The organism is Leeuwenhoekiella palythoae, assembly GCF_900130045.1.
In the GTDB taxonomy this organism is placed as follows: Bacteria; Bacteroidota; Bacteroidia; order Flavobacteriales; family Flavobacteriaceae; genus Leeuwenhoekiella; species Leeuwenhoekiella palythoae.
Map to the genome: position 1 here is coordinate 67,548 of NZ_FQXT01000003.1, position 13,691 is coordinate 81,238.

16 protein-coding genes are annotated in these 13,691 nt (G+C 38.7%); 9 read left to right on the forward strand and 7 right to left on the reverse strand.

The features are described 5' to 3' along the window. Positions 1-121: 121 nt before the first annotated feature. From BUA96_RS07495 to BUA96_RS07505, 3 genes are read right to left on the reverse strand one after another with little or no spacing between them, the layout of a single operon-like run. Positions 122-1,300 (reverse strand): peptidylprolyl isomerase, encoded by a 1,179-nt coding sequence (locus tag BUA96_RS07495; protein ID WP_072981924.1) that lies wholly within the window; start codon positions 1,298-1,300, stop codon positions 122-124. 2 nt (positions 1,301-1,302) lie between these two features. Then, positions 1,303-1,857 (reverse strand): gliding motility-associated peptidyl-prolyl isomerase GldI, encoded by a 555-nt coding sequence (gldI, locus tag BUA96_RS07500; RefSeq protein ID WP_072981926.1) that lies wholly within the window; start codon positions 1,855-1,857, stop codon positions 1,303-1,305. Next, a complete protein-coding gene (locus BUA96_RS07505; protein ID WP_072981928.1) occupies positions 1,850-2,866 on the reverse strand; it encodes a DHH family phosphoesterase in 1,017 nt (338 codons plus the stop codon). Before BUA96_RS07505 ends, gldI begins: the two co-directional genes overlap by 8 nt. A gap of 73 nt (positions 2,867-2,939) precedes the next feature. On the opposite strand from BUA96_RS07505, the gene BUA96_RS07510 reads away from it, so the two are divergent. Both BUA96_RS07510 and BUA96_RS07515 read left to right on the forward strand, forming a co-directional pair. Next, positions 2,940-3,947 (forward strand): alkaline phosphatase D family protein, encoded by a 1,008-nt coding sequence (locus BUA96_RS07510; protein WP_072981930.1) that lies wholly within the window; start codon positions 2,940-2,942, stop codon positions 3,945-3,947. 100 nt (positions 3,948-4,047) lie between these two features. After that, positions 4,048-4,467, forward strand: coding sequence for a nucleoside-diphosphate kinase (locus BUA96_RS07515; RefSeq protein ID WP_072981932.1), 420 nt, complete (start codon positions 4,048-4,050; stop codon positions 4,465-4,467). Positions 4,468-4,621: 154 nt separating this feature from the next. On the opposite strand, the gene BUA96_RS07520 is transcribed toward BUA96_RS07515, so the two are convergent. From BUA96_RS07520 to recF, 3 genes are read right to left on the reverse strand one after another with little or no spacing between them, the layout of a single operon-like run. Continuing rightward, on the reverse strand, positions 4,622-4,918 hold the full coding sequence (locus tag BUA96_RS07520; RefSeq protein WP_072981934.1) for a DciA family protein: 297 nt from the start codon (positions 4,916-4,918) through the stop codon (positions 4,622-4,624). Further along, complete coding sequence (locus BUA96_RS07525; RefSeq protein ID WP_072981935.1) at positions 4,918-5,340, reverse strand: lipocalin family protein; 423 nt, start codon at positions 5,338-5,340, stop codon at positions 4,918-4,920. The genes BUA96_RS07520 and BUA96_RS07525 overlap by 1 nt, the downstream gene beginning before the upstream one ends. Beyond that, positions 5,337-6,416, reverse strand: coding sequence for a DNA replication/repair protein RecF (gene recF, locus BUA96_RS07530; RefSeq protein ID WP_072981937.1), 1,080 nt, complete (start codon positions 6,414-6,416; stop codon positions 5,337-5,339). Before recF ends, BUA96_RS07525 begins: the two co-directional genes overlap by 4 nt. A gap of 152 nt (positions 6,417-6,568) precedes the next feature. On the opposite strand from recF, the gene BUA96_RS07535 reads away from it, so the two are divergent. The 7 genes from BUA96_RS07535 to BUA96_RS07565 all read left to right on the forward strand — a co-directional run bounded on the left by BUA96_RS07535 (position 6,569) and on the right by BUA96_RS07565 (position 12,944). Further along, entirely contained in the window at positions 6,569-7,333 is a 765-nt protein-coding gene (locus tag BUA96_RS07535; protein WP_072981939.1) for a tetratricopeptide repeat protein, read from the forward strand. 14 nt (positions 7,334-7,347) lie between these two features. After that, entirely contained in the window at positions 7,348-7,839 is a 492-nt protein-coding gene (gene ribH, locus BUA96_RS07540) for a 6,7-dimethyl-8-ribityllumazine synthase (protein WP_072981941.1), read from the forward strand. Between the two features lie 106 nt (positions 7,840-7,945). Further along, the gene (locus BUA96_RS07545) at positions 7,946-8,224 is read left to right on the forward strand and encodes a riboflavin synthase subunit beta (RefSeq protein ID WP_072981942.1); all 279 of its coding nucleotides are present in this window, start codon (positions 7,946-7,948) and stop codon (positions 8,222-8,224) included. 101 nt (positions 8,225-8,325) lie between these two features. Continuing rightward, a complete protein-coding gene (mutL, locus tag BUA96_RS07550) occupies positions 8,326-10,212 on the forward strand; it encodes a DNA mismatch repair endonuclease MutL (protein ID WP_072981944.1) in 1,887 nt (628 codons plus the stop codon). A 42-nt stretch (positions 10,213-10,254) separates the two neighbouring features. Further along, the gene (locus BUA96_RS07555; protein WP_072981946.1) at positions 10,255-11,022 is read left to right on the forward strand and encodes a rhomboid family intramembrane serine protease; all 768 of its coding nucleotides are present in this window, start codon (positions 10,255-10,257) and stop codon (positions 11,020-11,022) included. A 3-nt stretch (positions 11,023-11,025) separates the two neighbouring features. After that, positions 11,026-11,919 (forward strand): rhomboid family protein, encoded by an 894-nt coding sequence (locus tag BUA96_RS07560; protein ID WP_072981947.1) that lies wholly within the window; start codon positions 11,026-11,028, stop codon positions 11,917-11,919. After that, complete coding sequence (locus tag BUA96_RS07565) at positions 11,919-12,944, forward strand: endonuclease/exonuclease/phosphatase family protein (RefSeq protein ID WP_072981948.1); 1,026 nt, start codon at positions 11,919-11,921, stop codon at positions 12,942-12,944. The genes BUA96_RS07560 and BUA96_RS07565 overlap by 1 nt, the downstream gene beginning before the upstream one ends. Here the strand turns inward: BUA96_RS07565 and BUA96_RS07570 are convergent. Next, complete coding sequence (locus BUA96_RS07570) at positions 12,933-13,556, reverse strand: WbqC family protein (RefSeq protein ID WP_072981949.1); 624 nt, start codon at positions 13,554-13,556, stop codon at positions 12,933-12,935. The two genes, BUA96_RS07565 and BUA96_RS07570, sit on opposite strands and share 12 nt — an antisense overlap. Positions 13,557-13,691: the final 135 nt, after the last annotated feature.

Sequence of the window (13,691 nt, forward strand, 5' to 3'; positions counted from 1 at the left end):
TTTAGAAGAGCTTAACAGAAAGCACCTCTTGTATTAACATTTGGAGGGAAAGTGAACGGTTTTGCGATGTGATAATTATGGATAGTATCCATAAAAAACCGCCAATTCAGGCGGTTTTTCTTTATTCAGTTTCAGTTTCGCGATCATCAACCAACTCGATCTCAAACACCAGATTGGTTCTTGGCGGAATAATACGGTAGCCGCGTTCACCATAGCCCAAATAATAAGGAATAAACAATGTGGCTTTGTCCCCGTAGTTGAGCTGTTGCACACCCTCTTTAAAACCGGCGATCATCTGAGCTTCTGGACCATACGGAATTTCAGTAGGACCGTACATTTCTTCTTTAGGGCGAGTTTGCATATCCCATTTTTCAGCGTAAGCTTTCATACTGCTGTCAAAGAGTTCGCCATCCTCAAAATACCCTGCATAATTTACTTTGACCATTTGCGAACGTTTGGGTTTTTCATCACTTCCTTTTTCGGAAATAAAGATCGCTAGTCCACTTTCTAAGGTATCCGCCTGTTGACGCTGTTCTTCAAAAAGGGCGCGTTGTTCTTCTTTTAATTGCTCCTTAGCTCGTGCGGCTTCGGCAAGTTCTTTGGCGCGTTTATCAATTTCTTCCGTAAAAACTTCAGGAGCTTCAAAGTGTCTCGCGTCTTTCCCTTTCCGAATGATACGTACCGATTCCATCGTGACGGGACGCATAGGTTTTCCGCGGCGCGCATCTTTCATTTCAACTTCGGTGATCGCTTTTAAAACATCAAAACCAAGTACAAGTTGTCCAAATACCGTATGACAGCCTATTTGAGGATTCTCGCAATTCTTAAGATTATTTTCAGCATCATAACCATCAAGGTGTGGAGTAGGGGCGTCTGTGATAAAAAACTGACTTCCGTTGGTACCGTAGCCCGAGTTGGCCATAGATAAAACTCCGATGGTATCGTGTTTAAGTTCAGGACTAAATTCGTCGTGAAATTTGTATCCGGGACCGCCACTACCGGTTCCGTTGGGATCTCCGCCTTGAATCATAAAATCTTTAATGATTCGGTGAAACTTGATGCCATCATAATAGGGTTTCCCTTTGTAAATAGAATCAGCAAGCGGATTGTTTCCTTCAGCAAGAGATACAAAGTTAGCCACTGCTGCCGGCACCTGATCATAAAAAAGCTGAACGACCATAGTACCTTTATTGGTTTTGATTTCGGCATACAAACCGTTATCAAGATCTGGGTATTGCTCATCAGAACAAGAAACAAGCGCAAAAAGAATTAAGAATGTAAAAAGAAGGGCTTTTCTCATAATTAATTTTCAGAATTTCCGGGTTTAATATCATTTAGGGTAACAGTGGTTTGAATAGGAAGGTTTGAACCTATTCTATCTTCAAAACCATAGTACCCAAAAGCTTTATGCGATGGAAGCAAAAAAGTCACAGTCTCACCTTCTTTCATAAGCTTTAAACCGTCTTTAAGGCCTGAAATAAGTTCTTGATTGCTTTGTTCTATTTGGTAAGTCTGCGTGCCTAATTCTGCCTTAGAAACAATAGAAGCACCGTTAAGTGCATTGATCTCATAATCAAAAGTTACCAAATCTCCGGTTTGCGCAGTGGGCAAAGCGGTGGTATCTCTGGTGTTGTAATAATACCAAAAGCCTTTATCAGAAGCGAAATATTCAACTTCAGGATTTTGAGCCATCAACTCTTTGATAGCCGTTTCTTCTGCTTTGTTCAATTTTTTGTTGCGCGCAATAGAAGCGTCAATATAGGAGCCTGAAGAATGACTTACCGGTCTCCTGGCTTCTGGAGTTTTACAACTGATCACAAAAAGAATCAGCAGTAGTGCGCATATTGATCTATTCATTAAGAGCTTCTTTGTATTGAGGTAATATACTAATAAAATAAGCAACAGTATCTTCTAATGAGCGATCACTTTTACCACCGGCGGCATTGGTATGCCCACCACCTTCAAAATGTTCACGTGCCATTAAATTCACTGAGAAATCACCTTTAGAACGTAAAGAGATCTTAATTATTCCCTCTTGCTTATTTTCGATAAAGATTAATGCTAACACCGTGTTTTCAAGCGACAAGCCGTAGTTTACAAAACCTTCGGTATCTCCTTTTTGAAAATCGTGCGCGTCGAGTTCTTCTTGCGACAACGTGATATAGGCCGCACGGTATTCTTCAAGACGATGCAGGTTTGTCAAAGCAGTTCCCAGCAATTGCATTCGGGAGAAATTATTGGCGTCATATATCTTCTCGTGGATCAATGCATTATCTGCGCCTTTAGCGATAAGAGCAGCGATCACCTGATGCGTTGTAGCCGTGGTAGAACGAAATCTAAACGAGCCTGTATCGGTCATAATTCCTGTGTATAAACACGTGGCCATATCAGCATCGATCAGATCAGTCACTTCAAGCATCTCAAAGGTATGGTAAACCATCTGGCAGGTAGCGCAAACACTGGTATCACTATAAGTAACAACAGCATAATCATCAGGTTGCTGATGATGATCGATCATTACAAATTGGGCACTTGCGTTTTGTAAGGCAGGTTCCATTTCGGCAACTCGTGAAAGCGCATTGAAATCTAATGTGAATATAAGGTCAGCCTCGTTGATGAGGCGTACCGCCTTTTTATTCTGAAGATCAAATTTGACTACCGTATCCTCGTACGGGAGCCATTTTAAAAATTTAGGATAATCGTTAGGCGAGACCACGTGTGCTTTGTGTCCTGTTTTTACTAAATATTGATAGAGTGCCAGTGTAGATCCCATAGCATCACCGTCTGGATTTTTATGGGGAACAATCACAATTTTTTTTGGCGTAGCCAATAGCTCTTTAAGAACAGCTAATTCTGATGCTTTCATAGGAGGCGAATATACAATTTCTTCATCTAGGCTTAATGTGAGATGCCTTATTTTTGGGCCAAACACAAATATTATGAGATTGAAAATAAAAGCATTTTTTGCTTTGATACTGTGCTTCAATTTGTACAGCGCGCTTTTGGCACAAACGAGCACTAATTTTAAAATTCTATTTGGTTCGTGTAATAAGGTTGATTTGCCTAATCCGTTTTGGGAAGATATGACGGCTCGCAACGCTGACCTTTTTATTTGGGGCGGCGATGTGATCTATGCAGATACTGAAGATATGGATAAAATGAAAGCAATGTATGCTGAACAATTAGCCAATACCGCGTACCGCAATTTTATTGAAGAGCTACCGGTTATGGGCACGTGGGATGATCACGATTATGGCATTAATGATGGTGGAGCAGCCTATGCTAAAAAGCAGCAAAGTCAGCAGTTGTTCTTAGATTTTATAGGAACTGCTAAAGATGCTCCTGCGCGTAGGAGAGAAGGCGTATATGCCGCCAGAACCTTTGTTAAGGCCGGTAAAACCATCAAAATTATTGTACTTGATACTCGGTATTTTAGAACCGACTTAGCACCTTCAATCAATCCCGAAAAGCGGTATCGAAAAATTAAAAGAGGAACCATTTTAGGTGAAACGCAATGGGAGTGGTTTAAGGAGGAGCTCGCTGAGCCCACAGATTTTACTATTATAATGAGTAGCATTCAGCTGCTGAGCGCTCAACATGGTTTTGAAACTTGGGGAAATCTGCCTAAAGAGGTGAAACGTTTTGAAAAGGCCTTGAATAAATCAAAGGCGCAGGCTGTTTTGGTTTTGAGTGGTGACCGTCATATTTCTGAATTCTCAAGGAAAAAAGTTAAAGGTCTGGATTACCCTTTGATCGACTTTACATCTAGCGGACTTACGCACTCGTATACTGAATATGATGGGGAACCTAATAGGTATCGCGTAGGTAACGTAGTAAGCACCCGCAGTTATGGAATGGTAAATATTGACTTAGAATCGAATCGTATTGCTATGAAAATCATAGGAGTAGGGGGTGAAATCTTAGGTGAATTACAACAAGACTATTAATAATCGTTAAGCCTTTAGCTATTGTAATTAAAAGAATTACTTTTGCAGCGATTTTAAAAACAGAAAATTCCGCTTTAGCGAAATTATTAAAACACAAAAAATGGCAACAAACAGAACGTTTACCATGATTAAGCCCGATGCTGTTGAAGATGGACACATTGGAGCAATACTAGAAAAAATTACAGCTTCAGGATTTCGTATCGTAGCTTTAAAATTAACTCAAATGACTGTAGCAGATGCGCAAGAATTCTACGCAGTACACAGTGAGCGTCCTTTTTACGGAGAGCTTGTTGAGTTTATGAGCAGAGGTCCTATTGTTGCGGCTATCTTAGAAAAAGAAAATGCAGTTGAAGATTTTAGAACCCTTATAGGTGCTACTAACCCTGCTGATGCTGCAGAAGGAACAATCAGAAAAATGTATGCTAAGTCTGTAGGAGAAAACGCAGTTCACGGAAGTGACAGCGATGAAAATGCAGCAATTGAAGGTGCATTTCACTTTTCAGGAAGAGAGATGTTCTAATACAATTAGAATTTGAAATATTTACTCAAGGCAGAGCACTTGAGCTATTGCTAGTAATAAATTTCAAATTTTAGGCAAGCCTAGATAGGTTAATCTCTTTGGCGGTGTCAATAAAAAAAGTGGCTCAGTGAGCCGCTTTTTTTATGGTCTAGAACTACCTTAAAACAAGTTTTGTAATAATTTCTTTGCCCAATTCTTCATTAAGATTGCGCATAATTTTTTCTTTCCCATAACTCAGTTCTTCGCGCAATACAGACGAACTTAATTGCACTATGAGTCGGTCGTTATCCAGCTTGATCTGTGTGGTGTATTTTGCTATTGCCGGGCCCATCACATCGCGCCACGCATCGGCGACATTGACTTTATCAAAGCCTTTTTGTAGTTTATTAGTTTCAACAAATGCTCCAAGTACATCTTTTATAGATTTAGGATCTGCGTCACGTTGTGCCATTAATCGGTAATATTTATTTTTTCAAATTTTTTATAAGAATAGATCATTCCGCGATCGTTTTTAACTTTAAGACGTTCGCCGTTTGCTTCCAGAACCGTCTCTGTCCATTCAGCAAAAGGGGTGCTGTAGTTTAAACGTAGGGAGTCATCTATTATTCTAACTGTTATTTTTTCTTGTGTTTCACTGTTTACAAAAGTCCCGTCAATACGCGGAAGCACTTTGGTCCTAAATCCTACAGAATCCTCAATCTCAATATAGTCTACGCGCTCGTTAAATTTGTAGCCTCTATCCTCGCCATACGGCGTTTCAACCTTTTCAATTTCCCAATAGCCATTCAGATGTTGCAATTGCGCCTTAGGATCGTTTTTTTCACAGGAAATTAAAGTAAGTATTACAAGTATAAAGAATCCGATTTTCTTCAAAGTTTAAAAAGTTTATAGGTTTGATGAATTTCTTTTACAATAGCTTCAGTACGATCAGCGTGCGTATCACTTATAAAGAGTTGGCCAAAATTATCATCATTAACCAAGTCGATAATTTGCGTCACCCTGCTTTCGTCTAATTTATCAAAAATATCATCTAGTAATAAGATTGGGGTCGTATTGCTTTGTGCTTTGATAAAATCAAATTGTGCTAGTTTTAATGCAATGAGATATGATTTTTGCTGGCCCTGACTACCAAATTTCTTAATAGGATGGCTTTCAATTTTAAAACTCAGATCGTCGCGGTGTGTGCCTACACTTGTATATTGTAAGGCACGGTCTTTCTTGAGGTTTTCTTCAAATAATTGACTTAAAGGAGCATCGTTAAGCTGACTTTTGTATTTCAGTTTTACCGCCTCTTTATCTCCGCTTATTGCTGCATATCGCTTTTTAAATATGGGAGTAAAGTCTTCTAAGAACTTCGTGCGCTTTTTGTGCAGCACCGTTCCCAATTCGTGCATTTGTTGATTGTAAATAGAAAGTGTATCAGCATTGAACGTATGATTAGCGTTAAAGTATTTGAGTAACGCATTCCGTTGAGAAAGTGTTTTGTTATACTTTATAAGAGTATCTAAATAGGCTTTATCACTTTGAGAGATCACACCATCCATAAATTTCCGGCGGGTTTCACTTCCTTCGATGATCAAATCCCGATCTGCAGGCGAAATTATCACTAAAGGTAAAAAACCAATATGGTCTGAAAATCGCTCATAGATCTTGCCGTTGCGTTTGATCACTTTTTTTTGCCCACGCTTGGCACTTACGATTACTTTTTCATCCCGATCGTTTTTGTCATAAATACCGTCGATCACAAAAAAATCAGCTTGGTGATTAATATTCTGAGTAGTAATTGGATTAAAATAGCTTTTGCCAAAGCTTAAATGGTAAATCGCATCAAGCACATTAGTTTTTCCTACGCCATTATTACCCACAAAACAGTTAATTTTAGCATCTAATGTAAAGGATGCAGATTCAAAATTTTTATAGTTAATAAGCGATAAGGCTTTAAGAATCATAGTCAAAAATGAGGTTTGAAACGCGCTAAACCCTTGATAAATAAAGGTTTGTTCTGGTGTGGTAGCGCTTGCAAATTATTGAAAAATAACAAAACAATACGCTATTAATATTCAATAAAAATTTTATTTTTGCGCCCAACAAAAGTTAAAGTATGGCAACATATCAAAAAAGAGGTTATAAACCCAAGACTAAAGAAGAAGTAGAGGAGCATGTGCAAGAAGAAAGCACAACTGCAGAAGTTTTTGAATCACTAGATGAAGGTGCTTCAAAAACCGAAGCTTGGGTAGAAAATAACCAGAAGCCAATTTTTATTGGTATTGCTGTTATCGTTGTTGCCGTTTTAGGTTACTTGGCGTTTGAAAAATTCATTCAAGAGCCTAAAGAACTTGAAGCGTCAAACGAGATGTATCAAGCACAAAACTATTTTAACGAAGCTGTAGAAGGTAGCGTAGCAAAAGATTCTCTTTTCAATCTTGCGCTTTCTGGAGGTGAAGGTAAATATGGATTCTTAGATATTATTGATAACTACGGAAGCACAAAAGCAGGGAACCTTGCACATTATTATGCGGGGATGGCGTATCTGAATACAAATAAGTATCAAGAGGCAATAGATCAATTAGATGCTTTTGAAAGCGAAGATGCGATGTTAGCGCCTCTAGCTAAAGGAGCGATCGGTGATGCATTTATGCAGCTTGATCAACCTGAAGAAGCCTTGTCTTATTATGAAGAAGCAGCATCTAAAAGTGAAAATAACTTTGTTGCACCGCGTTTCTTATTAAAAGCAGCAAAGGTTGCTATTTCTTTAGATGAAAATGATAAAGCTGTTTCTTTCTTAAATAGAATTGAAGAAGATTATAGCGAATCTGCAGAAGCTGGTGAAGTACCTCTTTTGTTAGGCGTTGCAGGTGCTGAATAATTAAAAATATAAATATGGCTACAACAGACTTGTCTGTTTACGATAAAGCAACAATCCCAAATGCGAAAGATTTTCGGTTTGGGATTGTTGTTTCAGAATGGAATGATAAAATCACCGAAGGTCTTTTTCAAGGTGCTTTTGACACGTTTATAGACTGCGGTGTAAAAAAGGAAAACATCGTAAGATGGAATGTTCCCGGAAGTTTTGAATTGATCTATGGTTGCAAAAAAATGCAACAGAGTTACGATATGCTTGATGCTGTTATCGCAGTTGGAAGCGTGATTCAAGGGCAGACCAAGCATTTTGATTTTGTTTGTGAAGGCGTAACGCAAGGGATCAAAGATCTCAATATTCAAAGTGATATTCCTGTGATTTTCTGCGTACTTACTGATAACACGATGCAGCAGGCTGTAGACCGTAGTGGTGGTCAGCACGGAAATAAAGGAGTTGAGGCTGCTGTGGCTGCGATCAAAATGGCGCAACTGCGCAAAGACGCCCGTTTTTAAAAAGAATTCTCTATATTCTTAGTTGGAATGCTTTTTGTATTTCACATCTAAGAGAAAGTTGTTTTTATACGCTTTCCTTTTATTGTAACTTTGAAATTTAGGAATTATGGGAGTTTTAAAAACACGCAAAAACAAGAAATACAGCTACAGTCCTCGCTATTACGAGGGAGAAGGGAGTCCGTTTAAATTAGAGTCAAAATTTGATCAGTACCGTAAGGCTACCTTAGAGAATAAAGGTCTTAAGAAAAAGTTCACTACGGCCTTGGACGACTTTAAATACAATAAAGATGAACGGGCAAACAAGATTACGTTGATCATCTTAATGGTTCTTGTATTTCTCTTTTTATACATCATCGACTTTGATCTAAGTATATTTTTTGGCTAGTTGTTGCTTCCCATAAACCGTATCGATTAAAAATTTTCCACACCCATTTCCGTCAGCTTTATTTTGCTGAACGTTTATGGGTGTTTATGTAAAACTACCAGATGTCTGATATCATAAAACTTTTACCTGATCACGTTGCCAACCAGATTGCTGCTGGAGAAGTAGTGCAGCGGCCGGCCTCGGTGGTAAAAGAGTTATTAGAAAACGCCATAGATGCAGGGGCAACCACCATTAAATTAGTGGTTAAAGATGCCGGAAGAACCTTAATACAGGTCATTGACGACGGAAAGGGTATGAGTCCCACAGATGCTCGTTTGAGTTTTGAGCGTCATGCTACTTCAAAAATCATTGCTGCAGATGATCTCTTTGCGTTAAGCACTAAAGGGTTTAGAGGGGAAGCCTTAGCTTCCATCGCTGCGGTAGCACACGTAGATCTCAAAACCAAGCCCGAAGATGAAGAGGTAGGAACGCGTATTGAGATTGAAGGAAGTACGATAAAAAATCAAGAGGTCTGTGCAGCGCCTAAAGGAACTTCGATAGCGGTAAAAAATTTGTTTTTTAATATTCCCGCAAGGCGGAATTTTTTAAAATCAGATGCTGTTGAATTACGGCATGTGATTGACGAATTTCAGCGCGTAGCCTTGGCACACGAGGCGATTGCATTTGTGCTGTATCACAATGATAGCGAACTCTTCAACCTTCCTAAAACGAATAAGCGTCAGCGTATCGTGGGAGTTTTCGGCCCTAAAACAAATGAGAAATTGGTTCCTGTTTCTGAAGAAACAGAAATTGTAAATATCGACGGGTTTATCATTAAACCTGAGTTTTCAAAAAAAACCAAAGGAGAGCAGTTTTTCTTTGTAAACGATCGCTTTATTAAGCATCCTTATCTTAACCATTCGGTTAGTGCGGCGTTTGATGGTTTGCTTCCTGATCGCGCTCGTGCGAGTTATTTTATCTATTTAAAAGTAAATCCTAAAACCATTGATATCAATATTCACCCTACTAAAACTGAGGTGAAGTTTGAAGATGAGCAAGCGATCTATACTCTTTTAAGAGCTGCCGTTAAGCACAGTCTGGGGCAGTTTAATATCGCGCCGATTCTTGATTTTAATCGAGAGTCAAATATGGATACACCATACTCGTACAAGAACAAGGAAGCTCAAGTGCCTAAAGTCGAAGTGGATCGTCATTTTAATCCATTTGAGCAAGAGCAGAAAGTGAAGACGAGCGGTTTTAGCAGTGCGCCAACTTACGAAAAGAAAAGTGCTGCCGGCTGGGAAAATTTGTATGCCGGACTTGATAGAAAAAACGACACCAGCAATTTTAGTCACGTTGAAATTGAAAACGAGCCGGAGGCCGAATCGCTTTTTGTAGAACAGGAAAGTAAAGGCTTTAGTGAGGCTAAGGAGACCGAAAGTGATTCGGCAAACACCTATCAATTACACAATAAATATATTGTAAGCGCGATTAAAAGTGGGATGATGCTCATAGACCAGAGTCGAGCGCATCAGCGGGTATTGTATGAAGAATTCCTTCGGAATATTACCGTAAAAGAATCGGTAAGTCAGCAGTTGTTGTTTCCGCTGCGTTTAGATTTTTCAGCTTCAGAAATTGATATTTTAAAAGAATTGAAAGATTCTTTAGAAAATACAGGCTTCGCCTTAAGTATGCCTGAGGCCGGCGTTTTAGAAGTTTCAGGAATTCCTGCGAGTATTCAAGAAAGTGAGGTTTCTATAGTGTTAGAGCAACTTTTAAGCGACGTGGAACAAGAGGTTCCGGATACCGGTTTTAGCCAGACGGATGTGCTTGCCAAGAGTATGGCAAAAAGTATGGCGGTGAAAACCGGTGAAAAGTTAGATGAGCTTTCTAGAGAGCATTTAGTAAATAAACTTTTTGCGTGTACAGAGCCAACCTTATCTCCTTTTCTTAAAAAAACGTTTATTACGCTTACAATAGACGAGCTGGATCGTAAATTTAACGCATAATTAAAAGCGCTTGTGAGCGTTTAAACATTTCAAACCAGATTAATGGGTAGAATAACCGAAACTGTAAAAGTACTTTTAATCATCAATGTGATCTTTTTTCTGGGGTCACAGTTTTTAATACCTAACGCAGTGCAACTGTTTGGACTGTGGTTCCCTGAAAATCCTAATTTCCATTTCTGGCAGCCGGTTACGCATATGTTTATGCACGATCAGAGTAGTATTTTTCATATTCTATTTAATATGTATGCGCTTTGGGCTTTTGGTGGGCCGGTTGAACAATCCTTGGGACGTAATAAGTTTATTTTCTTTTATTTTTCAGCAGGATTGGGTGCAGCTTTGATTCATACACTTGTGGGCTATTACCATTATCAAGCGGGGTATGAGGCTTTGATCAATGCAGGCTTAACGCCTTCAGAAATTAGTGATACCGTAAATAAAGCATTTACGAGTATTCAACAATCTGGTCAGTACAGTTATCCTAATATTAATGAGCCGGACAAAGTGAGAGGAATGATCGAAGCATTTTCGACTTCGGCGGTGGGTGCTTCAGGAGCAATTTATGGTGTTTTAGTGGCCTTTGGAATGTTATTACCTAATGCTGAATTATTCTTAATTTTCTTACCAATTCCAATAAAAGCTAAGTTTTTTATCCCGGGATTGATCTTGCTCGATTTGTTTTCGGGAGTGACCGGTTTTTCAATATTTGGTGCAAACATTGCCAATTTTGCGCATATTGGTGGAGCGATATTTGGATTTATAATGATGTGGTATTGGAAAAAAAATAGTTTTAACGATAAACGCTGGTATTAATCTATGGCAGGACCAAGCTTAAGTTATCAATACAAAACGGCTAATATTGTCGTAAAACTTATCGTGATCAACGTGTTGGTCTGGATAGGTTTTATGCTTTTAGAATGGATGCTGAATTCAGGATCTATTTTTAGTCAATGGTTTAGTTTACCTACAGACTTAAGCCGATTGCTCATTCAGCCGTGGTCTTTGTTAACGTATGCCTTTTTGCACGCAGGTTTTTGGCATATTTTCTGGAATATGCTTATCCTGTATTGGTTTGGTCAGATTGTGCTCAATCTTTTTACTGAAAAGCGTTTTCTAACTATTTATTTGTTAGGCGCATTGGCCGGAGGTGTGCTCTTTGTATTGGCTTATAATTTGTTTCCGGTTTTAATTACTTCAAGTGCGTATCTCGTAGGTGCAAGCGCAGCGGTAAGAGCCATAATGATCTTTATTGCCGCATATACTCCAAATACTGAAGTCCGTGTGATATTTTTCAATGTCAAACTATGGCATATCGGTGTTTTTGTGGTACTTACAGATTTGATCCAAATACCAAGTTCAGGTAACGCAGGCGGACTATTGGCACACGTGGGTGGAGCTATTTTTGGCTATGTGTATGCACAGCAATTGAGTAAAGGTAATGACATTGGTCTCTGGTGGGAGCGTCTAGCTGACCGTGTTGTAAATCTGTTTAAATCGAAGCCTAAGTCGGCTAAAAAAGCCAATATGAAAACGGTTTATAAGAATCAGACCAATGCACAAAAACGCACGTATCGTTCGGGCTCTCGGGTTTCAAAAAATGAACAGCAAGCCCAAATAGATGCTATTCTTGATAAAATAAGCAAAAGTGGTTATGATAGCCTCTCTAAAGCAGAAAAAGATTTCTTATTTAAGGCCGGAAAAGACAATTGATGAAAAACTTAAACCTCTGGAATAAATTTGTTTTTCTCATTAACAGTGTCTTTGCGTTACTTCTTCTAGTAGGTTATTTACTTCCGTATTATCCACCAAAGATTTTTCCACCTATAGCAGTGCTTACACTCATTATACCGGTGCTTATTGCCGTTAATTTAGCTTTTGCAGTATATTGGTTGCTGCTTTTTAAAAGACAAATGCTACTGTCTATTTTGGTTTTGGGATTGTGGATGTTGCATAACACCACATTGTATAAAATTGAGTCGGGAACCCTTCCGGCGGAGCTTGAATCTTCAGAACATCAAATCAGTCTTCTAACGTATAATGCGCATGTTTTCAGAAGTGAGTCTTTCAGCAGAGATACGATTCAGGCGGGAAACGAAGCACTTGTTTCACAAGCAAATCCTGATATCGTATGCTATCAGGAATTTTCAAATCACGGCGCACCTGATTTAAATTATCCGTATCACTATTTTGGTGTTAATGCAAATACCCGAAGTAGTCTTCAGGCTATTTATTCAAAGTATAAGATAATCAATCAAGGTTCGTTGGATTTTGAAAGTACTTTTAACAATGCCATTTTTGTGGATATTGTAAAAAAGCAAGATACCCTACGTATCTACAATATGCATATGCAATCTTTGGCGCTCACACCTGAATTAGGAGCCCTCGAGCAAGAAAATACAAAATCATTGGTTGGACGTCTGGGTAGGGCTTTTAAAAAGCAGGAAGATCAAGTGGAATTGTTTCTGGAGCATCAAGCAGCTTGCCCTTACAAAAAGATCGTTGCGGGAGATTTTAACAACACCGTTTTCTCGTATACCTATAATAAGATAAACGGAGAAAAAACCGATGCTTTTGCAGAGCAGGGAAGCGGTTTTGGCCAAACCTTTATTTTTGATATTATACCGCTGCGTATAGATTTTATACTTTCAGATCCGGAATTTAAGGTGCGTGCATTTGAGAATTTTGACGTGACCTATTCAGATCACTTTCCTATAATGGCTATTTTAGAACTTTAAGTCCAGACTTTGAAGATAGGGTAACGCTTCAGGACCTAAGTTAAATATAAGGTCAAGAACCGTCAAATGCGGCGTAAAACCATTTTCTTCACTAAATACCTGACGATATTCAGGAATAACTAATCGGTTTTTGCGCTTTGCGTTTGCTAAAAAGCGTAAATCAGTCTGATCATTAAATTCCTTCTTATATTCTGCGGTGGTGGTAAAATCTATTTCAATATCAAGCATTTCTAAAATACACGCTATTGTAGCTTTGTTTAGTTCCAGCAGATTCTCATAAGGTGTGTGAAAAATAGGATAAAGATCATCTTCATAGAATTCAAAAAAGGGAGAAGTACGATAGGCGATAACAATAGAACGCCAGTGTTGACGCTGCCATAAAAAGTTGTTTTCTATCAATGCGTCTGTGGTCTTTTTATGCCCTTCAGTCTTAGTATGCTTGATTGGGATATTTAAAAGTAGCGTGCCGTTAGAAGTACTTATATACATGCGATTACGATAACTCTGTTTTTGATAATTGTCGCAAACCTCTAAACGAACCTCAGTTGCTTGTACCAGGGCAGCAGTGGTAATTATATCAGGAAAATAAGTAGGATTCAGAACGATATTCATTACTGGCAATTTTTATGAGTGCAAATATAGACCAATTAATTCTGGTAATTTCTCTGTAATTGTAGGAGTACACGCTATCTTAAAGTAGCTTAATTCTTACTAATTGAAACCAAAAACCCTTATAGTGTAATTTTT